This window comes from Candidatus Chloroploca sp. Khr17 (assembly GCF_004138165.1).
Taxonomy (GTDB): domain Bacteria; phylum Chloroflexota; class Chloroflexia; order Chloroflexales; family Chloroflexaceae; genus Chloroploca.
The window spans coordinates 24509-46898 of the sequence record NZ_RYFF01000001.1; the positions used below are offsets into that span (position 1 = coordinate 24509).

Annotated in this window: 23 protein-coding genes and 1 tRNA gene; 5 read left to right on the forward strand and 19 right to left on the reverse strand. The window is 56.8% G+C overall.

Annotation, left to right across the window (positions count from 1 at the left end; translation table 11 throughout):
- Positions 1 to 4: 4 nt before the first annotated feature.
- The 7 genes from EKD05_RS00090 to EKD05_RS00120 form a co-directional block, all read right to left on the reverse strand.
- A complete protein-coding gene (locus EKD05_RS00090; RefSeq protein ID WP_240695542.1) occupies positions 5 to 991 on the reverse strand; it encodes an alpha-E domain-containing protein in 987 nt (328 codons plus the stop codon).
- A gap of 17 nt (positions 992 to 1008) precedes the next feature.
- Positions 1009 to 2484 carry a circularly permuted type 2 ATP-grasp protein gene (locus EKD05_RS00095; RefSeq protein ID WP_129670283.1) on the reverse strand — a complete coding sequence of 492 codons (1476 nt, stop codon included), beginning with the start codon at positions 2482 to 2484 and terminating at the stop codon, positions 1009 to 1011.
- 220 nt (positions 2485 to 2704) lie between these two features.
- Positions 2705 to 3595 (reverse strand): acyl-CoA desaturase, encoded by an 891-nt coding sequence (locus EKD05_RS00100; RefSeq protein ID WP_129670284.1) that lies wholly within the window; start codon positions 3593 to 3595, stop codon positions 2705 to 2707.
- 222 nt (positions 3596 to 3817) lie between these two features.
- Positions 3818 to 4498 (reverse strand): hypothetical protein, encoded by a 681-nt coding sequence (locus EKD05_RS00105; protein ID WP_129670285.1) that lies wholly within the window; start codon positions 4496 to 4498, stop codon positions 3818 to 3820.
- A 118-nt stretch (positions 4499 to 4616) separates the two neighbouring features.
- The gene (locus EKD05_RS00110; RefSeq protein ID WP_129670286.1) at positions 4617 to 5315 is read right to left on the reverse strand and encodes a protein DA1; all 699 of its coding nucleotides are present in this window, start codon (positions 5313 to 5315) and stop codon (positions 4617 to 4619) included.
- 251 nt (positions 5316 to 5566) lie between these two features.
- The gene (locus tag EKD05_RS00115; protein ID WP_129670287.1) at positions 5567 to 6223 is read right to left on the reverse strand and encodes an alpha/beta hydrolase; all 657 of its coding nucleotides are present in this window, start codon (positions 6221 to 6223) and stop codon (positions 5567 to 5569) included.
- Entirely contained in the window at positions 6220 to 6807 is a 588-nt protein-coding gene (locus EKD05_RS00120) for a LysM peptidoglycan-binding domain-containing protein (RefSeq protein WP_129670288.1), read from the reverse strand. Before EKD05_RS00120 ends, EKD05_RS00115 begins: the two co-directional genes overlap by 4 nt.
- A 267-nt stretch (positions 6808 to 7074) precedes the next feature.
- Between EKD05_RS00120 and EKD05_RS00125 the strand changes: the two genes are divergently transcribed.
- The 4 genes from EKD05_RS00125 (at position 7075) to rimM (ending at position 9526) form a co-directional block, all read left to right on the forward strand.
- Positions 7075 to 8274: a VanZ family protein gene (locus tag EKD05_RS00125; protein WP_255426989.1), complete on the forward strand. Its 1200-nt coding sequence runs from the start codon at positions 7075 to 7077 to the stop codon at positions 8272 to 8274.
- Positions 8275 to 8366: 92 nt separating this feature from the next.
- A complete protein-coding gene (gene rpsP / locus EKD05_RS00130) occupies positions 8367 to 8654 on the forward strand; it encodes a 30S ribosomal protein S16 (RefSeq protein ID WP_129670290.1) in 288 nt (95 codons plus the stop codon).
- Between the two features lie 47 nt (positions 8655 to 8701).
- A complete protein-coding gene (locus EKD05_RS00135) occupies positions 8702 to 8929 on the forward strand; it encodes a KH domain-containing protein (protein ID WP_097651020.1) in 228 nt (75 codons plus the stop codon).
- A 78-nt stretch (positions 8930 to 9007) separates the two neighbouring features.
- Positions 9008 to 9526, forward strand: coding sequence for a ribosome maturation factor RimM (gene rimM / locus EKD05_RS00140; protein ID WP_240695543.1), 519 nt, complete (start codon positions 9008 to 9010; stop codon positions 9524 to 9526).
- 31 nt (positions 9527 to 9557) lie between these two features.
- Here rimM and EKD05_RS00145 read toward each other — a convergent pair whose 3' ends face one another.
- The 12 genes from EKD05_RS00145 to EKD05_RS00195 form a co-directional block, all read right to left on the reverse strand.
- Positions 9558 to 11591: an ATP-binding protein gene (locus EKD05_RS00145; RefSeq protein WP_129670292.1), complete on the reverse strand. Its 2034-nt coding sequence runs from the start codon at positions 11589 to 11591 to the stop codon at positions 9558 to 9560.
- A 20-nt stretch (positions 11592 to 11611) separates the two neighbouring features.
- Positions 11612 to 12223 (reverse strand): bifunctional phosphoribosyl-AMP cyclohydrolase/phosphoribosyl-ATP diphosphatase HisIE, encoded by a 612-nt coding sequence (hisIE, locus tag EKD05_RS00150; protein WP_129670293.1) that lies wholly within the window; start codon positions 12221 to 12223, stop codon positions 11612 to 11614.
- Positions 12224 to 12262: 39 nt separating this feature from the next.
- Positions 12263 to 13780 carry a bifunctional phosphoribosylaminoimidazolecarboxamide formyltransferase/IMP cyclohydrolase gene (purH, locus tag EKD05_RS00155; RefSeq protein ID WP_165360513.1) on the reverse strand — a complete coding sequence of 506 codons (1518 nt, stop codon included), beginning with the start codon at positions 13778 to 13780 and terminating at the stop codon, positions 12263 to 12265.
- A gap of 234 nt (positions 13781 to 14014) precedes the next feature.
- Positions 14015 to 14575, reverse strand: a complete 561-nt coding sequence (locus tag EKD05_RS00160; protein WP_129670295.1) for a DUF4388 domain-containing protein — start codon at positions 14573 to 14575, stop codon at positions 14015 to 14017.
- 44 nt (positions 14576 to 14619) lie between these two features.
- Complete coding sequence (locus EKD05_RS00165) at positions 14620 to 15207, reverse strand: ATP/GTP-binding protein (protein ID WP_097651014.1); 588 nt, start codon at positions 15205 to 15207, stop codon at positions 14620 to 14622.
- A gap of 105 nt (positions 15208 to 15312) precedes the next feature.
- Positions 15313 to 15807, reverse strand: coding sequence for a roadblock/LC7 domain-containing protein (locus tag EKD05_RS00170; protein WP_097651013.1), 495 nt, complete (start codon positions 15805 to 15807; stop codon positions 15313 to 15315).
- Positions 15808 to 15882: 75 nt separating this feature from the next.
- Entirely contained in the window at positions 15883 to 16248 is a 366-nt protein-coding gene (locus tag EKD05_RS00175) for a roadblock/LC7 domain-containing protein (protein WP_129670296.1), read from the reverse strand.
- 102 nt (positions 16249 to 16350) lie between these two features.
- Complete coding sequence (locus tag EKD05_RS00180) at positions 16351 to 16638, reverse strand: hypothetical protein (RefSeq protein ID WP_097651011.1); 288 nt, start codon at positions 16636 to 16638, stop codon at positions 16351 to 16353.
- Between the two features lie 294 nt (positions 16639 to 16932).
- Positions 16933 to 17853: an ABC transporter permease gene (locus tag EKD05_RS00185; RefSeq protein ID WP_129670297.1), complete on the reverse strand. Its 921-nt coding sequence runs from the start codon at positions 17851 to 17853 to the stop codon at positions 16933 to 16935.
- The gene (locus EKD05_RS00190; RefSeq protein ID WP_240695544.1) at positions 17850 to 18701 is read right to left on the reverse strand and encodes an alpha/beta fold hydrolase; all 852 of its coding nucleotides are present in this window, start codon (positions 18699 to 18701) and stop codon (positions 17850 to 17852) included. Before EKD05_RS00190 ends, EKD05_RS00185 begins: the two co-directional genes overlap by 4 nt.
- Before the next feature lie 118 nt (positions 18702 to 18819).
- Positions 18820 to 18945 carry a hypothetical protein gene (locus EKD05_RS26990; RefSeq protein WP_255426990.1) on the reverse strand — a complete coding sequence of 42 codons (126 nt, stop codon included), beginning with the start codon at positions 18943 to 18945 and terminating at the stop codon, positions 18820 to 18822.
- 112 nt (positions 18946 to 19057) lie between these two features.
- Positions 19058 to 22111: a S8 family serine peptidase gene (locus tag EKD05_RS00195; protein ID WP_129670299.1), complete on the reverse strand. Its 3054-nt coding sequence runs from the start codon at positions 22109 to 22111 to the stop codon at positions 19058 to 19060.
- Positions 22112 to 22291: 180 nt separating this feature from the next.
- Between EKD05_RS00195 and EKD05_RS00200 the strand changes: the two genes are divergently transcribed.
- Positions 22292 to 22368, forward strand: a tRNA-Pro gene (locus EKD05_RS00200).
- Positions 22369 to 22390: the final 22 nt, after the last annotated feature.

Below are 22390 nucleotides of genomic sequence, written 5' to 3' on the forward strand. Positions count from 1 at the left end.
AAAGCTACTGAACAATCGCTGACTCAACCGAATACGTAATATAGGCCTGATAGATCGCTGCGTGAATCGCCCCGCACTGGCGGCGAATAGCATCAAGATACGCATGCATATCTTCGGCCATAATCTCATCGACCTGACCATAATCAAGCGAAGCGCGCAAACGTCCGGCGAGCCGTTCGGCACGCCCAGCCCAGCGCGACCCGGTTGAACGAGAAATAGCCTGGAGGCCGCGTTCGATCCGGTCAGCGGCAAAACGCACCGAACGTGGTGACTCGCTATCGAGTAACAGAAATTCTGCGACCGAGGGAGGTTGCACATCAGCCGTATAGACCTTGCAGTAGGCCTCAAAAGCGGTACAACTTTTGAGCAACGTCACCCAGTCATTAAACTCGAGCAGCGCAATGCCTTCCGCTTCGGGCGCAAAATAGACCTGAAAATGAGTGTCGAGCAGCTTCGCGGTCGCCCCGGCCCGTTCGAGGTAGCGTCCGACCTGAATAAAAAACCAGCCCTCACCGTGACTCATCGTGGCATCGGTAATGCCCTGAAAGAGATGCGCCCCTTCCTTCAAGCGCTGATAGAACTCAATTGGCTCACCTTGCCAGATCTGGGCCGCCGATGATGCGCGAACCCGCAAATAGACCCGGTTCAACTGTTCCCACATCTCGGAACTGATCTGTTCGCGCACCTGGCGCGCATTGGCACGAGCCGAGGCAATGCACGAGACAATCGAATGAGGATTCTCGGCATCAAACGTCAACGACGCCGTAATCCGTGAGGCATCAGCCTCTTCATCAGCCAACGAGGAGGCCCCAATCGCCTCGAGCAAACGCGTCCAACGCGGATGCGCCTGCCGGGGGTTCTGATCAATGGTCTGCATCAAACCGACTGCCAACACCCGCGCCGTATGTTCCGCCCGCTCGAGGTAGCGACTCATCCAGTAGAGGTTATCAGCCACCCGCGAGAGCATTGGTTTCGCAGTTATATCAGGCATAGGTTTTTGCCATGCTATTACTCAAAGAGCACCCAGGTATCTTTGCTCCCACCGCCTTGTGACGAATTGACGACCAGCGAACCTTTGCGCAGCGCCACCCGGGTCAGGCCCCCCGGCACAATCGTGATCTGATCGTCGCCACTATTCAGAATATAGGGGCGCAAATCAACATGCCGCGGCTCAACGGCCCCATCCACAAAACAGGGTGCCCGTGAGAGTTGCAAGGTCGGTTGGGCAATATAATTGCGCGGTTCATACTCGATCAAGCGACGAAAGCGCTCACGTTCTTCGCCGGTACTATGTGGCCCAATCAGCATACCATAGCCCCCCGACTCACCAACCGACTTGACAACCAGTTTGTCGAGATGGTCAAGCACATAGGCCCGTTGCCTATCATCTTCGCACAAATAGGTTTCGACATTGGGCAAAATCGGCTCGACACCCATGTAATACTGGATAATCTTTGGCACATAGGCATAAATGGCCTTGTCGTCAGCGACACCTGTACCAATTGCATTCGCAAGCACCACATTGCCCGCCCGATAGGCATTGAAGAGCCCGGCCACCCCGAGGATTGAGTCGGGGCGGAAGGCGAGTGGATCGATGAAGTCATCATCAATGCGCCGATAGATCACATCAACCTGGCGCAGACCAGCCGTCGTTCGCATATAGACCACCGAGTCGTGAACGAGCAGATCGCGGCCTTCGACCAGTTCAACGCCCATCTGACGAGCCAGGAAGGTATGTTCAAAATAGGCCGAATTGAATACCCCTGGGGTCAGCACCACAATCGTCGGATCAGGCCGATGCACCGGGGCCAGCGAACGCAGCGTTGTCAGTAGCACCTGCCCATAATGATCAATCGGGCGCACCCCCGTATGCGCAAAGAGGCGTGGAAAAGCCCGCTTCATCACCCCGCGATTGGTCAGCATATAACTGACCCCGCTGGGCACTCGCAGATTATCTTCCAGCACCGCAAATTCACCCGAAGGCAAGCGCACCAGGTCTGTTCCGACAACCGAGGTGTAGACTTTGCCCGGCACATCCACCCCGCGCATCTCACGGCGATAGTGGTGGCACGTATAGACAAGTTCACGGGGAATGACCTTGTCGGTCAGGATCTTGCCCTCGTGGTAGATGTCGTCCAGGAACATATTCAGCGCCATAATGCGCTGTTTCAGCCCCGCCTCGATCACCGCCCACTCACTCGACGTAATAATCCGCGGCAATAGATCATACGGAAAGATCCGCTCGGTGCCCTCGGTATCACCATAGACCGTAAAGGTAATGCCCTGGTTGAGAAACGTCAGATCGGCATAACGTTGCCGCCCGTGCAGATCCTCAGCGGATAATTCCAACAAACGGCGGTACAACGGCATGTACGGCGGACGCACCCGACCCTCTGCCGTGAACATCTCGTCATAGGCGGTATCGAGGGTATAGCTGTTGAACAGCGGGTGATCGATCTCAGGAGCGCTGCGTTCAGTGAGCATAGGATATCCAGAGCTACATCTGTCACTGCAAAAACAGAGATCACAAGAGAGGTAGAGGCGGGCAGCGCTGCCCAGACTGCTTCAGTTTGGCTCTCAGGGTTAGTGGATATAGTACTGCGTGCCTCGCATTTCGTCAACTAGAATCAATAACACGCGGTCTCCTTGACCGCGTGTCACGCTTCACCAGCGCATTATGCAGCGCATGTGCGCTGCACAGTGCTCAATCACCCATCCCATCGGCCGTTGCCGGAATGACCCGGCGCTGCAAATCGGTCTCTTTTACCCGCACGACATTCCAGACGAGCCCAACCCGTTCGAGTCCTCGGATCAGGTAGGCCGAAAAGTCGATCTGCCACCAGCGCAACCCATGAAAAGCCGAACGAGGAAAGGCGTGATGGTTGTTGTGCCAGCCTTCACCAAAGGCGAGCAGACCCACCAGGAAGTTGTTCCGACTCGCGTCGCGGGTCTGGTAGTCACGTCGCCCAAACGTATGACAGATCGAGTTGACACTCCAAGTGATGTGGTGCGTCAAAAAGATGCGTACCAACCCACCCCAGAGCAAGCCACTCCACCCGGCAATGAGTGTCGGAATGATCAAACCGACGGCCACCCAGAGCACCCAGGTCTTTGCGACCCACACGACATCGGGGTCTTTCTTGAGCCAGGTGCCGTACACGTCAACCTTGTGCTTATGGTTGAACATCCAGCCCACATGCGCATGCCACAGCCCTTCGAGTGGGCTGTGCGGGTCATCCTCGCCGTCCGAATGGGCATGGTGCTGAATATGCGTCGAAGCCCAGGTGATGGGATCACCTTCGAGCGCCATGCTCCCCGAGATGAGCATCAAGCGCTTCATCCACCAGGTCGTCTCAAAGCTCTTGTGGGTAAGCAGGCGGTGAAACCCGACCGTAATGCCGAGCCCCGAAATAATGTAGAGCACCAGCATCAGTGTGAGGTCAACCCAGTTGACCCACTGATTCCAGAGCATCACGATTGCCACAATGGTACCAAGAAAGGGAATGACGACCACTGCAAGCACAACCAGCTTTTCGGCCCATGATTTCTCGATGACAGGTTCTTCGGCCACTCGATTGGGGACAGTACGTGCCATAGGTATTTCCTCTGAAAGTAGTGTTGCGAAGGCCGTCGCTGTGGCGCACTTGCTGCGCTACCCGCGTGCGACGTCCTCCTCCTTTCAGCAGTATACGTTGCTGGCGCGTCCCCCGGAAGTGCTGTCAGGCTAGTCAGCAGTCACGTTCCGAATTCCTTGTGCCTTCTGTCACATATGACTAGAGACATATGCCTCTAGAGAGAAGCCCCCGTCTCATTGGCCCTAGCGCTGGCTGCTATCAGGCGGCGTTGCGGGCATCGGCAAGAGCGGGGCAAGCGGGTTGACCAGGCGATCAACAATGGCCCCAAGCCGCTGAAACTGTGGCCCGAGCTCGGTCTCTGCGAGCGGGATATTCACTGGCACATCGAGTTGTACTGGAATGGATGTAACAAGTTTGACATTCATATTCAGATCAACAGGCAACTCAAGGCCAGCAGGCAACTCAATGCTGACGGTAGCATTGAGGTTGCCGCCGCCACCGGGGAAAGTAATCGCTGCCGGGGCCACTAGGGGGACTGGTTCAGTCAGGCGCACAATATTGCGCTCGGTCATGATGGTGTCGGGATTGATCGGCACATCAAGCTCGATCGGCAAGCGGGTATCAAGGGGGACGGTATAGATGATCGTCGCACCTTCGAGATCTTTCACCACATCCTGCAACTCAGAGAGATTGGCCGCCGCAAACGTCTGGGTATTGCCAACAATCGAATTGACCTGATTACGGTTATTCAGCAAAATACCGCCCAGCAGCCCGACGATGATAAGCAAGATTGCGTTGATAAAAAACGAGGTCCAGATCAAGGCTTTGTAGAGAGGCGCAAGACGGGCATACCGGGGGCGGGGGCGTGTCGCAACTTCAGGGGTTGCTGACGCATGTGATTGAGTAACAGGTTCGACGGCCATGCTGAACCTCCCTCGCTTCTGTTGTGGCCTAACTCAAGACATAACGTGACTGATCACAGTCTACTGAGCAGGATCATACCACGCCCTATCAAAGCTGTAAAGCCTTTGTTGCCTGGCCCTACTCGGCGCGTTTCATATAGGCCGTAACCCCATTGAGGCCAACGCGCCGTTCTAGTTCGCGCACACGTTCCATGGCCGACCGGTAGGGATGCTGGGCTTCAAGCATACGCTGAGCAGCACGCGTACAACCAAGCCAGCAGAGATGCTGGTAGGCGACCCATTCGGCATGACCCTCGCGTAATGCATCATCCTGGAGCAACGGGCAATGTTCGCCCTGCCAGGCATGCGCATATTCATGGGCTACCGTGGTGCGGTAGGTCAACCGGGGCAACCCATAGAGCATATAGATTGCCCGCAGATGCCCGCGACGCTGATAGATACCCAATGTCTGCAAGCCTGGCCCTGGGGTTGTGCCTCCTTCGCTCCGGAGAGCTTCGAGCGTCGGTGCATCAATGACCCGCAGGGCGACACCTACATTGAGCGTCATGCCGAGTTGCGCCACCACCCCGGCAACCGTTTCGTCAAAGAGCGCCTGCGCAACCAGCGGGTCATAGATGGCGGTAAGATGACAGTGGGCGCAATGCAAACGGCCATCATGCAAGCGCCAGTGAGCTTCACCCACTGGTGCACCGCAACTTGCGCAACGAGGTCGTGTCGCCATACAATTGGCACAGTAACGCTCGCGCCGCCCCACAAGGGTGAAGTAGCGATCGCGTAACTCGTTCCCACACGCCGCGCATTGCTCTGAATTCCACATACTGGCCCCTAAGAGGCTGTCTGAAACGTCGACCGTTTGCTCCGGAGCGCCGACTTTAGCCGACTAAAGCCGTCACTCCAAGGGCACACCACGTGGTGGAGAACGATGCTGGCACCCTTTTCAGACAGCCTCTAATTCTACAACGAGCGTAACCTCGCACTGACGTGTTGCGCGAAGTACCATTGGTGACAAAAGCACACAAAAAGGACGCGCTCTCCGCGAGGGTGTGTTCTTTGACGCAGCCTTCTTGATCAGCGTTCTTCGGCGAGGCGCTCACCGAGCCATTGCTGCATCAACCGCACGCCATCGGGGTGAATGCCGTGCCCTATTGGATACTCCTGGTAGGTATGCCGCACTGGCAATGGTTCGAGCAAAGCACGGGTATGGTGGGCAGCAGTCACCGGAATCACATCATCATACGTGCCATGCATCTGCAAAATCGGCATGTTGGTCAGGGCTTCAGGCAAATCGGTCGGCAGCAACTCGGGATCGAGATAGCCGCTCGAGGCAATAATGCCCGCAATTGCCTCGGGAATATGCACCGAGAGCGCCAGGCTAATGATGGCCCCCTGACTAAAGCCAAGCAGATAGGTACGCCGCGGATTCGTGCCAATCCGCGCCGGCAGATCGACCACAAACCGTTGGGCCAATTCCACCGCATGCGCCCGCGTCGTCGGGTCGGGGATCAGCCGCCCAGGCGTCCCCCCGAGATGATACCAGGCGTACCCACCCCACGGGAGCGTCAGCGGTGCGCGTGCGCTCACGACATAAAAGTGGGGGTCAACATAATTCGCCAGATCAAAGAGATCGTGTTCATTCGCCCCATAGCCATGCATCAGCAAGAGCAGTGGGGGAGCCTCATCGGTTGTCTGGCGTGGTTTGCGTTCAATCGTATGGATCGTCGTCACGGAATGATCAACTCCTGGTCTATGCGCAGGCTATCAGCCTGCTCGGGCGTAAGATTATTCACGCGTAGTAGATCAGCCACACTCACTCCAAAGCGCTCAGCAATGCTCCGGAAGGTGTCACCAGCCACAACCGTATAACGCTGGCCCCCAGCAGGAGGCTCAGGCGTCGGCTCAGGCGTCGGCTCAGGTGTCGGTTCAGACGTCGGCTCAGGTGTCGGTTCTGGCGTCACCGTTGGCTCAGGCGTCGCGGTAGGCGTCGCCGTTGGCCGTGGGGTCAACGTGGGAATAGGGGGCATAGCCGTCGGCCTCGGATCTTCTGTCAACCCTGGGTCTAGCTCAAGCACCACTGGCGCACCTGGCGGTGCCCCTGGCAATAGCAAGGTCAAATTGCCAACCCGCAACACATTTGTCTCGGCACGCGACAACCCTAGTGCGGCCCCAATCGCCAGGGCAAAGATCAACGCAACACCGATCACCATGGTGCGTTCACCAATCCGCCGATGCGCCAAGCGCAGCAGAACCGCGCCGAGAATCGGCAAAACGAGAGCCACAAAGAGCAGAAGATACATTAATGATTGCGCCATAGCAAGATTATTGTACCATATGCGTTAGGCGCAGCGTTGCGACGTTGCGGTCTCGCCCAGGGCTGATGCAAAGTCCCAGGAGCGTTAGATAAAGTCCGTAGATGACTTTGCATCAGCACACGATGCGCCTGCCGGCGCACCACCACGCAGGAAAACGGGGGCGTGGGGGAACGTGGTTCCCCCCATTTTCAGCGTAGCCCTGCGGTCTCGCAGAACGTATGCTGGCGCACACGACCAACTTTGCTCGCCATGTGCGCCAGCATACATATGATTCACCGGTCATCCAACCCAACGAGCACCCATATGTTACCGCTACACTCTACTCGCGCCCGGCTCGCTACCGCGATGCTCGGCTATTTCATCCTTGTGATCGTCTTGCTGACCCTCTACCCTTTCTATTTCGTGATCCCCACGCAGTTTGAAATCGATCTGCGTGTGCGCCTCGACGATATCATCGAGAATATCATGCTGTTGCTTCCCATCGGCTTTCTCTATCGCCTGACTGGCGGGACTCGCCGCAGGGCACTCATCCTGGGGTTCACGTTGAGCATAAGCATCGAGAGTCTGCAACTCTTCCTCCCGGTGCGGACTGCCGCCCCGGTAGATGTGGTAGCCAATACGCTGGGGGCTGTCGCAGGCGCATGGCTCTATGATCACCTGACGGCACGTATTGCGATGACACCGGCGATGGTTGGCCGTCTGGCGCTTGAAACCCCGCTCATGGGCCTTTTGTATATGCTGATACCCCTGCTCTGGATGAACGCTCTCGCCCTAGAGATCGAACCCGACCGTTGGATTTTGACTGGGCTCATCGGTGTGAGTGGGGCGATCATCCTCAGTGATATCTACCGTATGTGGGGCAGCCAGATCGGGCTACGTTCGCAGGGTTGGGTCGGTCTCGCTGCTGCAGGCTGGTGTCTGCTCGGGATGAGTCCTGGCGTAAGGCACATCTTCCCGACAGTCCCGCTGGTCATTGGGATGGCCCTACTCACCGTTGCTCGCGCTGCCTTCCCGTGGCGCATCACCGAGCGTCGCTTTGAGCGAATCACCCTCGGGCGTATTCTGCCAGGTTTCACCATCTACGTGATCCTGCTCGCCCTCTGGCCGCCGTTCCGCGAACTCACCGCATGGCACGGCACCTTTGGCCTGACTGACCGGATCGAGCCAGTGAACGCACGCTATCCTGCAGCCCTGCTCGAATACCTGGCAGCCTTTACCGTGCTCGGCTACATCAGCGCCGAATGGCGCGGACGGGCCGAACTACCCCTGGCGCAGGATCTGCCACGTCTGATCCTCATTGCCTTCGGAGCCGCCCTCGCCATAGAGGCTCTCATTGGCTTTCAAGAAGGGCCGGGAGCCAGTTTTGTCCGTCTTTGCTTGGTGGTCAGCGGTGCCTTGAGCGGTGGCATGATCTACCACCTCCAACGAAGCCATGTGCGCTTCCTGCTCGGACACCCAGAGCGTTAGGGCATTAGGGCTAGCTACCTACCGGGTGAATCTGTGGTATACTGAACGCTTAGTATGCGTCTGATATAGTGTCCTGGAGGAAATAGACACCTATGGTTAGAATTCGTCTTCGCCGCACTGGCAAGACCAAACAGCCTAGCTACCGCGTCGTTGTGGCTGATGCACGCTCGCCTCGTGATGGTCGGTTTATTGAAATTATTGGTCACTACAATCCTGTTCGTCAACCCAAGGTGCTTGAGATCAAGGCTGATCGCGCACGCTACTGGCTTGGCGTCGGGGCTCAGCCGAGCGATACAGTCGTGCGGTTGCTCAAGCAGGTTCACGTGCTCGATAGTGAAGGCAAACTTATGCCGGCTTCAACTGAGCCTGTCGAGGCGTAATTGCAAGCGTGATCAGGCGCTGAGTGATTAGATGTGCAGGGTTCGCAATGAAAGCACTGCTCGAATATATTGCGTTGAGCCTGGTGGATAACCACGAGGCCGTCCACATTAAAGAGCGCGTTGGTCGGTTTACCGTAACCTATGAGTTGTCCGTCGCCTCTGACGAGACGGGCAAGGTGATCGGGCGAAGTGGCCGGGTTGCCAAGGCTATCCGTGATTTGATGGGTGTGGCTGCGGCACGCCAGAATAAACGTGTCCACGTTGATATTGAGTAATACGAATTGCATGCAGGTTGCTGAACCGTGCGTTGTGCCAGGGTGTCGGCAAGCTGCATGCTCTTTTTATCTAGATTTATGAGCGACGAGCAATTGCTGTTGATTGGTCAGATCCTGGCCCCCTTTGGGGTACAGGGACAACTGAAAGTACGCGGGGTGACCGACCGCCCCGATTATATTGCGCACCACGTCAAGCGGCTCACGCTGCAAGTGGGCAAGCAGCGTACCCAGTATACGATGGTGCGCCTCCACGAACATAAGCCTGGGCAACTTGTGCTGACGCTTGAGGGCGTTGCCAGTCGTGAAGCAGCCGAAGCTTTGCGCGGGGCCGAGATCTATATCCACGAGTCTGAGGCCGCCCCACTCGCCGACGATGAGTATTTTATTCATCAACTCATTGGGCTCAAGGTGGTGACGGTCGCCGAGCAAGACGTTGGCACTGTGCGTGATGTACTCACGACCGGGGCCGGTGAGATCCTTGTGATTGCGCGCCCCGGCCAACCCGATGCGCTCGTCCCGATGGTTCACACCTTTATTGGCCGCCTCGATCTCGCCGCTGGAGTGGTGGTGATAGACCCGATCGAAGGCCTCTTGTAGGCCCTAGCTACCCCGAACGGGCTTCGCCCCGCTATTCCGCAACCGGTAGTTTCATCCGGAAGGTCGTACCCCTGCCGATCTCTGAACGTACCGCTAGTTCCCCATGATGCTGCTCGATAATGCTGTAGCTGACCGCGAGGCCAAGCCCCGTGCCTTTGGTGCGCGTCGTGTAAAACGGTTCAAAGATTTTCGGCAGATCAGCAGCGGCAATCCCCGTTCCGGTATCACTGATCTCAACCACGACAGCCGGACGGAGCGGCGGTTGCCGCCCCTGACTGCCCGAGACAGCAATATAACTCGCGTCGTCTGTATCAGGTGCGTCAGCGTCGATGAAATACGCCCGCACAGACAAAATACCACCGTCAGGCATCGCTTCCAGCGCATTGAAGATCAGGTTGAAGCAAACCTGTTTCATATGGTTGCTAATCGCAAAGATCCGTGGGAGACGCGGCGCGCCTTCGCGTTCAATGCGAACACCCTGGGTGTGAACCTGATTTTCAATCAGGGTCAACACCGCATCAAGAATGTCATTGATCTCGACCGGGCGCATGCCCTCGCGGGTAGGCCGATAGAAATCGAGCATGCGCTGCACAATGCTGATCAGGCGTTCAATCTCGTCCTGGGTCATCGAGAGGTAGATTTGGCGTTTCTCTTCGGTGAGAGGGCGACTGCGCATCAGATGCACCGAATTATGGATGGCCTGCAAGGGATTGTTGATTTCGTGGGCCAGCGATGCCGAGAGGCGGCCCAGCGCCGCAAGCTTTTCGGCCTGCACCATTTGTTGCGAGATCCGCTGGCGTTCACTGATCTCACGGGCGATCACGAGCAACAACTGCTGCCCTGCGTGGGGCACCAGGCTCACACTTGCGGCCACGGGCAACGTCTGTTCGTGGCGGGTGCGTAACACCGTCTCGATCTCGCGCTGTTCAAGCGGCTGATGAAGCTGGCCGTTGTAACGAACCGCAGCCAGCAGGGTTGCCAGGTCGGGAAAGAGCACGTCAGGGGAGAGCGTCATCAGATCCTGGCTTGGATAGCCACTCAACTGTTCAAGGGCCAGGTTCGCATCAAGAATCGACGACCCTGCTTCATCCAGCAGCAGCACCGCATCAGTGGCGTGTTGCAACAATGCACGATAGCGCGCCTCTGATTCGGCGACTTGCGTATAGAGACGGGCATTCTCAATCGCAATCGCTGCTTGCGCCGCCAAGAGCAGCAGCAACTCTTGATCAGCCTCACTAAAGGGCGTACCACTCAACACCTTGGCTGCGGTCAGTACCCCGAGCACCCGATTCCCGGCCAGGACGGGCACGCACACGGCCGAGACAATCTGATCCTCAAAGAGCTTGCCCTGCAAATTTGTCGCTGGTGGTGACACAATGCCATTATCATCAATGCGCAGTGATTGGCGATGGGTTGCCACAAAACCCGACAGACTCTGCTGCACCGGGCTACGATGCCCCACAGTAATTGGCTCGGGCAACCCCGAGCAAGCGACAATCCGCAGCCACAGGCCATCGTCTTCGAGCAGCATGAGTGAGGCACGGTCGGCATCCAGTTCAGCCCGCACCGTTTCAATAATCTGCTCCTGCAGACGAGGCAGATCGAGTTCACCAAGGAGACGCTGGCCCACACGGAGGGCCGGGCGCAGCGCGGCGACGCGATCGCGTGAACGGGCAGCGCGCCGCTCAGCGACCAGATCGAGAGCAATGCTCTTGAGTTCTTCAGGTGCAAACGGCAACAGCAGCATCCCGCGTGCGCCAAAGCGCATAGCGCGCGAGGCATGGGCAACCGTTGTCTCAGCACTGATCAAGAGAATCGGTGTATCCACCCCGCGCTCGCGCAACTGGGCCAGCGTCGTCATATCAGCCTGGGCTGGGTCGGTCAGGTCAAGAATGACCAGATCATAGGTATTGGCAACGAGCACCCGGGCCGATGTCTCAACCGACCATTGATGCAGCACCGCAAACCCTGCCTTGCGGAGCGTTTCGGTACACGAACTACGCAAAGCAGGATCAACCGCGAGCAAGAGCACCCGTCCAACATGTTTCTGTTTCGTTTCCGACATAGGCCCCTGTAGCATGCTTTTTATGGGCTAAACCGACGTTCCAATTCGTGCCAGACGGCTTCAACTGGAAGGCCCTGATCCTGCAAGAGCACCAGACTATGGTAGATCAGATCGGCCATTTCATAGGTCAATTCCGCGTGCGAACCATTTTTGGCCGCGATAATAACCTCGGCGGCCTCTTCCCCGATCTTCTTCCCAATGCGATCAACCCCACCGTGGAGCAACTTGGCAGTATATGATTCTTCGGGCTGCATCGTGCGGCGCAGGGCAATCAGATCAGCCAGACGCCCCAGGATCGCGGCAGGCGGGGCCGCACTCGAGGCCGGTTCGCCATCGAGATCGCGATAAAAACAACTCCGCGCGCCCGTGTGGCACGTCGGCCCGGCGGGTTCGGCAAGGACAAGCAACGCATCGCTATCGCAATCCTGACGGATGGCAACCAGATCTAGCCAGTTGCCGCTGGTCTCACCCTTGCGCCAGAGCGCCTGTCGCGAGCGGCTCCAGAAGGTTACCCGCCCGGTCGTACGGGTTAAGGCGAGCGCCTCTTCATCCATCCAGCCGAGCATCAACACCTCGCCAGTGCGTGCATGTTGAACAATCGCCGGAACAAGGCCATTGGCATCATATTTCATATAGACATGTCTCATCTTTGCAGTAGCGCCAGAGGGCAACTAATGACGGAAGTGGCGGCGTCCCGTAAAGACCATTGCCGCACCTGCGGCGTCAGCGGCGGCGATCACCTCGGCATCGCGGACTGAGCCACCAGGCTGAATGATCGCGGTCGCACCAGCCGAAAGGGCCGCTTCGACCCCATCGGCAAAGGGAAAGAGCGCATCGCTTGCCACCACACTGCCCTGCAGCGACAGCCCGGCCTGTTGGGCCTTCCAGATGGCGAGACGTGAACTATCGACGCGGCTCATTTGACCGGCCCCGATACCCAGCGTACGGTCTGGGCCTGCATAGACAATCGCATTCGACTTCACGTGCTTGACCACGCGCCAGGCAAAACGTAGAGCCTGCCACTCTTCGGGAGTAGGGGCACGCTGGGTCACCACCTTTGCCTCTTCGGCTTCAACTGCCGTCCGATCCGGCTCCTGGGCAAGCACCCCTCCGGGCACACTCCGCACCTGGAGGCCAGCGAGGCTGGCGACCGGCTGCAACGCCCGCAGCAAGCGAAGATTCTTCTTCCGGGAGAGGAGGGCGAGCGCCTCGGGGGTGAAATCAGGGGCAATAATAATCTCGGTAAAGATCTCGGCAATAGCCTGCGCGAGGGCGGCATCGAGGGACTGATTTACCGCAATAATCCCCCCAAACGGAGCCTCGCGATCAGTCGCAAAGGCATGTTCCCAGGCCTCAAGCAGCGTTGCACCTGTACCAACGCCACAGGGATTGGTATGCTTGACAATCGCCACGGCAGGGGCGGATGCAGCGGGGAACTCTTCAATCAACTCAGCGGCAGCAGCGGTATCGAGGATATTATTGTACGAAAGCTCGCGCCCGTGGAGTTGGGCAAAAAGGCTATGGAACTCGCCATAGAGCGCCGCGTGTTGATGAGGATTTTCGCCATAGCGCAAGGGCTGGGCAAGCGGCCAGGCCTGACTGAGCGTACTAGGCAAAAGTTCATCATTGAGATAGGCGGCAATGGCGGCATCATAGCGAGCTGTATGGGCAAAAGCGCGGGCGGCGAGGCGGCGACGCACCGCAACTGGCACAGCCCCGGCCTGCAGATCAGCGAGCACCGGGGCATAATCAGCGGGATCAACGAGGGCTAGGACATCATGGAAATTCTTGGCCGCAGCGCGGAGCAACGCCACTCCACCGATATCAATCTGCTCAAGCGCCTCATCGAGGGTCACCTCAGGGTGAGCGACTGTCTGCTGGAAGGGATAGAGATTGACGACCAGCAGATCAATTGGCGCGAGGCCATGGGCCGCGAGTTGTTCGAGATGAGCGGGGCGATCGCGACGAGCGAGCAAGCCGGCGTGAATAGCAGGATGGAGCGTCTTGACCCGACCATCAAGGATCTCGGGGAAGCCCGTCACCTCACTCACTGCTATGGCGGGCAAACCAGCCTCAACCAGCAAGCGCTGGGTATTGCCAGTTGAAAGCAGTGTTACCCCCATCGCGTGCAGGGCACGGGCGAGATCAACGACCCCGGTTTTATCATAGACACTGATCAGAGCACGCACAACAACTCCATATGAAACAAGACGATACAGACACATGAAGACCCTCCCCGAGGCGACGGGCAGGGTCGCAAGCTGCGTTATTTTACCACATCTCGGCTCATGGTGTGCTTACGCAAGCGCACCGCTCAGGGCTAATGCAACGTCAGTTCGCCAGGGTCGCCGTCGCCGTAGCCGAGGGCCTTAGCCCGACGGTGCTCCGGTCAGGTGGACGTTGCATCAGCCCTGGCACACCGCTCAAGCGAGGTAAGCCTTGACGGTCACGAGGCCCACCTCAATGAGGCGTGACAGGATCTCACATGCGCGGAACTCACCGAGGCCACTGCGTTGAACAATTGTGTCGACGCTATTCTTCCCATTCACCATCGTCAAGATCCGCCACTCGGTAGGATCGAGCTGAATCTCGGCGGTACTTGAGGTTGGATTGATCAAAATCCGGGGCACCAGATCGAGCGAAGGGAGAGCCTGCTCGATGCGGAGCCAAGTATCCTGGCGGTTCACGCCCTCCATAATCAAGAGCTCATTCGAGAGGGAAATCGTCGGCTGAGCGAGGCGTTGCTGATCGTCAAAACGAAAAGGGCCCGCTGTGAGCGTAAAGAAGGCATAGAGTGCAGCGAGGGGATCCAGACCGGGGCTGGTGGCCCCGATAATCTTGCCATCACGGAAATAGATCCAGCCTTCGAGGGTTTGCCCACGACACGGCCCACTGAGGTGGACGCCGCCGGTCTGCTTACTCAACTGGATAAGCTGGATAATATCAGTGAGTGGAAATTCACTCAAATCGCCTGCGAGGGCCATAGATATCTCAGGAGGTTAGGGGCGAACACGACACCAGCGTCGTCTTACAACTTACTAATGACTGCACGGCTAATCGCGCGCAGGGTCTCGAAGACACCGGTACCAACAGTAGCGACGGCCTCGACGCGGGGCCAGTGCATACGCGTCACTCCGAGGAAATGATCCATTGTCGGGACTGGAGCCAGCACCTCTTTCGGCAAATCGCGCTTATTATACTGCATCACAATTGGGAACTCGGCAAAGCGCTTATTCTGGCGCGTAATATTCTGGGCAAGTTCCTTCAAACTATTCACATTCTCTTGCATTTTACTCTTATTCGAGTCAGCGACAAAAACGACGCCATCGGCCCCATTGAGTACCGCAACGCGGGTACGTTCATAGAGCACCTGACCAGGAACCGTGTAGAGGTGGAAGCGGGTCTGAAAGCCACGCACCTTGCCGAGATCGAGGGGCAAAAAATCAAAGAAGAGGGTACGTTCCGTCTCGGTGGCAATCGAGAGCAAATCGCCCTTGACCTCTTTGGGAACCTGACTATGGATATAGCGCAGATTCGTCGTCTTGCCGCACATACCAGGGCCATAATACACGATCTTACAGTGGATCTCACGAGCTGCAACATTGATCAGCGCCATAGATTTTCTCGTATACCTGCACAAAGCAGCGACCAGGGCGCAGACAGAGCCACACTGCGCAACGGCGAGAAACGCTCGCAAAGCATCCCCGGCCACCTCCTACGGCTAGTCGCGGAACAGCAGATCGATGGTGTCTTCCATCGAAGTGCGGAACGATGAGCCCAGCACCTCATCGCGAGCCTTGTGTTGCTGACGTACCCGTTCAAGCACCGAGGCCAGTTCATCGGTCGCCTTCTTGGTCAACACCTTCACAAGGCCGATATGAGTTCCTTTGTTAAAAATAATACAGAGTATCCACTGTTCTTCAATCAGAGCAATGAAAATATTTTCACGCACCCCCTGTTGGAACGAAGCGCGGAAATCGCGTTCACGGAGCAGTTTCGCGACCTCACGTGACGAAGCGAAGACACCCGCGATCAGCGCCCCGAGAGCCGTAATATCTTGGCGATCACCGTCCCCTTGCGAAGAGATAACCTGCCCACTCTTATCGAGGAGCAGCGCATAATCGCTGCCTGTATCCTCAACAAGCCGAATAAGACACTCTTCGATGTGCCTGAGTTCTTCAGTCGGGACAATGATACTTGTCAACTGTGGATCCATCACGGCCTACCTTGATCTTGTGCCTGTGGGCAGATATGGAGCTGTTGGTTCCGCAAAATTATAGCACAGTGCGGATCAGATTGCGCTCAAAGCTTCGAGCATTGCCACCCGATGCTTGGCAACAAGAAAGCGAAGATAGCCCAGGTCATCACGGCTATTTGTCATGATCAGCAGCAGCGCATCGCTACTCATCGGTTCAATAATCACGATGCCCTCGCCATATTCCAACACCATCTGGCGAGGTTCACCTTTGGCTATTTCACGCCCAAGCGCTTCGGCGAGCACCAGACTATTCGAGGCCACGGCACAGATAGCATCAACGTCGTGCTCGGCTTCAGCCAGGCTTTCGATGAGCAACCCATCGGGAGCAACAACAGCGGCGAGTTCAACACTGGACAGCGTCCGAAAGCTATTCAGCAGATTCTGCAAATGACTGCTCATAGGGCGCGATTTCCTTGACAGGGCTCGGAACCGAGGCAACACCAGTGCGGCTACCTCTGCCTATTATACACATTGGGCGAACCAAGGCATGACCAGTCATGCCTACGTTTCATTGCCATTCGTGCGCTCACGCTCTTTGGGGGGGCGTCCGGTACGAATATTGCGGAGTGAATAGACCGTTGCGGCCAGGGCACGATCCGCCCAGCCATAGATCGTCGGGCGACTCTTCGCGAGTTCTTCGGCAATTTGCGTGACATTCGTACGATATTCGGGGTCAAACGTAGCAAGGTTAATGCGAGCCGACGCCACAATTTGCTGAATCTCTTCGATCGTCAGGCCGTGCTCACGCATCAGTTTCCTGGCTCGCTTGCTGGTCAGGTCGAGCTGCATCCGTTCGCTCCTTGCCAACCCTATTGCAAATCACGCCTACAGATACCGCTTTCAACCTTTCGAAGTGTAAGTACTTATTATCATATCATGTAGCCTTCAGGCTGTCGAGTCTTGCGTACGCCTACGCAGGGCAATTGCATCACTTTTCAAAGAAGACCTCACAGATCTGCGCGTCCGCCTTGGGACGCCAGCCTCAAGACCTGTGAGGTCACTCGGTGCCTCAGCATTGGAATGCCCGCATCAAGACCTGTGAGGTCTCGCCCGTTGCGCATATAACGTAAGCTCCATCCCCGTTTACGCGGCGTCGGACGCTGAGCCCTGCTTTTTAGATCTGGCACGCGTCAGGTTGTACTGGACTGGCTTGAGCATACGCAGTGTAAGAATAAGGAAAAAGATCGTCAGCGCGAGCGAGATGAAGACATAGGGGATCCATGGTGAAGGAAGCGGCAGATCGCCTTGCGTAGAAGGCACGGTAAACCAGATCGGGTTTTCACCCTCGGCGAGGAGTCCAGCGGTAACACCGAGGGCCATGAAGGGATGGAAACTGACCAACAGACCAACCCCATAGATAAACAGGACGTTATCACTGAACTGACTCGTCAGGATGGTAGTGACTACCAGCAGAAAGGGCAAGAGCAGTTGCACCCCAATGATTGTCCCCTGTGCCACGACCGTTGCTGAGAGCGTCGTACGCATCACCGTCGACCAGAAGAGGCCAATCGTGGCATAACAGATGGCGGTGACAATCAACCCAAGCGCCCCAATGACAAATTCGGTGCCGGTGACGCCACCAAAGAGAAAGGAGAGCCCGGCCATAGGCAACGCCGCCGCGATGAGCAGCAGCGCAAAAGCCAGGGCTGAGACGAGCTTGCCAAGGGCGATCTGCAAGGGTGAGAGCAGCGTGGTAATCAACAGATCATAGGTTTGGCGTTCTTTTTCACCTGAGATAGCCCCGGCTGTCAGTGAGGGGGTGATCACACAAACCTGAATAAGGCTCGCCGTCATCACCGTCAAGAAGATCGCCTTGCCAATGCGCCGCCCGGCCTCGGGATCATTGAAGGCACCGCTAAAGGAATCCGACGCGGCAGCATAGACAAGCAACGTCACGCTGGCAATCAGCGTCAGATAGACCACAAGAATGATCAACGGGCGATTCCCCCGTATCCGCCCGCGGAGCTCACGGTTCAAGACAGGGTTGTTGCGTAAGCGGATCATGTAAAGAACTGCCCCAGCAGTCGATTCACCTCTTCGGGAGCCTCTTGTTGGACCCAGTGACCAGCGCCAGGCAAGCGATGAACCATCAGGTCGGTCACATAGGGGCGCGTTGCTTCCACGAGTTCCACCCCGAGATAGGGGTCATCTTCGCCCCAGATAAGGCATGTTGGCACCTCACAGCGCCGCACCTTGCCACCAGTCAGCCCTTGCATCCCGCCACGGGCAGCGGCGCGGTACCAATTCAGCGCTGCGGTCAACGCCCCAGGGACACTAAGCGCATCTTTATAAGTATCGAGATCATCTTCGCTCAACGCATCGGGTCGCGTAGCCGAAGTAAGCGCCAAGCCGATCAACGCATAGTCATTCGCCTTGAGCAGCAGTTCAGGCAAAAAGGGCAGGCTAAAGAGGCCCATATAGAGGCTACGCTGTTGTTGTTGGCGATTGGTACGCAGTTCTTTGGCAAAAGCCACGGGATGGGGCGTATTGAGGATCGCGAGGCGACGGACGCGATGCGGATAATTCATTGCGGTGGCCCAGGCCACAGCACCGCCCCAATCGTGGCCGACGAGCAGCGCCTGCTGATGACCAAGGGCATCGATCAACGCAACGACATCAGCTACCAGCACATCGATTTCATAACCCCAAGATGGTTTATCGGTCTGATGATAGCCACGCTGATCAGGAGCGACAACCGTAAACTGATCGGCAAGGGCCGCCAGTTGATACCGCCACGAATACCAGAACTCAGGGAAGCCGTGCAGGAACAAAACCAGCGGCCCTTGACCTGCGGTCACATAGTGCATCTTGATGCCATTGATCTCGAGATGGTTGTGCTGTAGTTTGTTCACATTGCTTCCTTTTGTTACTTGCTGGTGACAAGTGTACCACAATCCCCGTAGCTTGTGGCACCTGGGCCTTTGGAGCCTAGGGCTGTTGCAACGTCCACCTGACCGGAGCACCGTCGGGCTAAAGCCCTCGGCGACGGGTCGCGAAGGCCGCCTGGGCGGCCTCATTCAGCCCGCGCAGGCGGGCTTGGCACGCAGGAGCCGAGCCGTTGACGGCGACGGTGACCCTGGAGAGCTGACGTTGCATCAGCCCTGCTTTGGAGCCCATGGCTTGTCCATGGTCTGGGGCTATGCCCCAGACCATGCGTTTCTGAAGGAATAACTCACTGTGCGCTTATTTTCGGGGATTACATGCGATGCTATTCTGGGCCGCTGGTAGGGGGCAATTCGACAAACTGGCGCTCATAAGAGGGAACCGGTACGGCAAGCCACGGGAGATAGGCAATGTGAGCAACATAACGCATATTGATGCGGGTCACGCCTAGGTTCTGGCTCGTTTTCAGGCCCGGCGCACTACCGAGCGTAAAAGCCCCATAGAAGCGGTCATGCATCACCCTATCGCTGGGCAGTGACCAACCAACCCTGAGTTTGAAAGGTTGGCCTGCGGGTTGGTTTGGTGGCCCGGTGATAGTCAGATTGCCAGGATCGATTGGTGTTGTCGGCACAACGGCCGTATAGAGATCAAGGGTATCTACGGCAGCGCCACTTGACCAGAGCCAAACGATGATCAGAAGGTTTGCATCTTCTTGTAAACCATACTTGTCGCGCAGATGAGGCAGGCCGAGCAAGTCGCACGTTTCTTCAGCCGAGTAGGTGAAGCCAATGCATAGGACTTCTTTATCTTCAAGAACGCCGTCGTTATTGTTGTCAAAACCAACAAAAATATCGACGTCAGGTGCGGTTGAATTGGCAGTTTCAACAAGAATGCGCATCGTACGGTCAAGCGATGGCGTGAGCACCTTCGTGTACATACGGCTGTAAGGTGAAAGCCTGATGGGTTGCCGATCCGCCTGCACCATTCCATAGACCGCGTGCTGAAGATCGGTGATAGCTATTGCTGTCGTGTCAAGTTCAATCGTCTGTGTCAGGGCATTCGTGCGGATATTGATGTTTGCAGGCAGATTGCTATTGCGCACTGTAATAGCAAGCGGGAAGCTTGCACGAGGGAGATCACCTGTTGCTGACAGTACGCCTATTGTAGGTATGAAGGTAAGATGGCCTCTTGCCTCTGTCCCGCCAGCCTCAACAGGTAGCTCGCCCCCACTTGCTGTAATCGTGATCGTCTGGGTTGCCCCTGGGGCAAGTGTGATCGTTGCTGGTGAGACGGTGACAACTAACCCGGTTGTACTAGTAAAGGCTGGGGTCCACGTTGTCGTTACCGGCAATGTGCTCTTGAGTGTACGGATCCAGATGCATCCCCCAAAGCAGTCGCGATTGGTGAGGCTCGGGAGATTGAGCGTTGTCACATCACCGTTCAGAGCCGGGTCAGCTGCCGCAAAATTGGCGGCAGTCTCATCGAGCACAAACCCGGCGCGCATTGCGCGCCCGACATTGATCCGCCCTGCGCCAACCTCAAAGGGGTCATCAGAGGTCTGTTCTGCTGTCGTCATCAAGGCCGAGCGCACTTCTGATGGTGTCCACGCGGGATAGCGTTGGCGGAGCAGGGCAGCAGCCCCCGCATTGTGCGGGGCGGCCATCGAGGTGCCGCTATGAATCGCAAACTGAGGCTCGCCCGCCCAATTAACGGTCACTGCGGCAATAATATCAACCCCTGGCGCAGCCACATCAGGCTTGAGCACATCGGGAACAGTCGCATCAGGCCCACGTGAGCTAAAGTCGGCGGTCAGGTCAGTTTTGGTTGTGGCCGCTATGCTCATCACCCACGGTGCATTTGAAGGTGCCCCAATGGTACCTGTGTACGGGCCACTGTTTCCAGCCGAGACGGACGCGAGGATCCCTGCTTCCAGAGCATTGCGAAAGGCAAGCGCATCAGGTTCTACCCATGGGTCACGCGAAGAGCCCCCAATTGAATAGTTGATCACCGCAACACCATCCTGTGTCGCTTGATCGATGGCGCCAACAAGGGCCGATGTTGGACAACTATCATATAAACAGCCATCGTAAATGATCAGGTTCGCGTGAGGAGCTACGCCACCGATCTTGTCAAACGTAGATCCTTCTGCCTGGATGTTATGTAATACGTTGCCGGCAGCTGTACTGGCGGTATGTGAGCCATGACCATAGTCATCAAATGGACTGGCACGACCCACAGGGTCAAAACTGTCACTGGTCGCAGGGAAGGTATACGCTCCAACAAGCTTGGCATTGCAGCGAAAGCCATCGTGATAGGCTGAACTCTCAGCGTCGGCGCAGACGCCCTTATAGACGCCTTCACCAAACGGATTGGTATGGGTATATCCATCAGCCCCAGTTGCGGCAAAAGTCGGATTGAAAGGATCAATGCCGGTGTCAATCACCCCGATGAGGATCCCTTCCCCACGGTTGGGCAGGATCTGACCTCGGATCTTGCCAGCCAGAAAATCAGGTGCCTCGTGCAGATTGACATAGAGTTCGCCCGCGAAGAGCGCATCCTCAACCGCCTGGCTCAGGGTGACGCTACCGAGGAACTGACCATTGATAAGCTGGTAGGGCGCAAGATCGACAACAACTGAACCGTTCGCATCTGCCGCTGCCTGGTGGATCTGTGCCCCTGGCCCACTGACTGTGACGCCACGGCTGCTAATGGTAAAACGAAGCAGCTTGCTCGTCGCATCATAATGAAATGTGGCGCTGCCCGTGGCCTCAGCAGAGACCGGAGGAACCTCGTTGGCTCCGCTGAGGTCAGCCCGGAAGATCGCCGGGCGTGTATCAAGCTGACTTGCCCCAATAATTGACGGGCCAACATTCGTGTGCAGTTGACGATAGGCTTCACGGGTCACTTGCACAACCCCTGGAAGGGAAGCAAGCTGCGTTGCCTGCTCTGGGCTCAACACACTGACAAAGCCATTGAAGGCCGTAGCGAAGACCTGTTCAACCAAGAGCTTGTCACCGAGGATCTGTTCAGCTGCCACAATAACTTGCTGGCGCTGGAGCGCCAGATAAGCGCGATAGCGCTGGCTTGCTGCTGACTGAGGATCAAGTCGGTTGGTGCCAGCAAGGCGGGGATTGGTTGCAGGGATACTTGCAATGCCTCCTGCATAGGTTGCGAGTGGTGGATCGACGAGTTGCACGATATAACGAGCCAGACCCTCGTCAGCGTGAGCCTCCACCTTGGTCACTTGTGCGCCTAGGGCGGTAGCAACGGTTGAGGGTTCTGCGTGGGTATCTGGGGAAAAGGCATAACTCCGCATCGACGTAAGCGCTAGCATGCTGATAACCAACAGACTCAAGAGAGACACTAAACGCTTGATCATGATGCTTGCTCCTTGAGAGAAAATAAAAAAGTTAAATTTTCACATAAGAGAACGCAGTCATAAATGTACAAAGATTAACATATTATACCATGAAGTTCTCTGTGTGAATAGACGGGTATGCTTGTCTTGGCCCATGATTTGACTGAACCGCATGAACGCGCTATAATCAACCAGGTTGAACGGGGCGTAGCGCAGACCGGTAGCGCACCTGAATGGGGTTCAGGAGGTCGCTGGTTCAAATCCAGTCGCCCCGACCAGTAAAAGACGAAGGCCACTTGC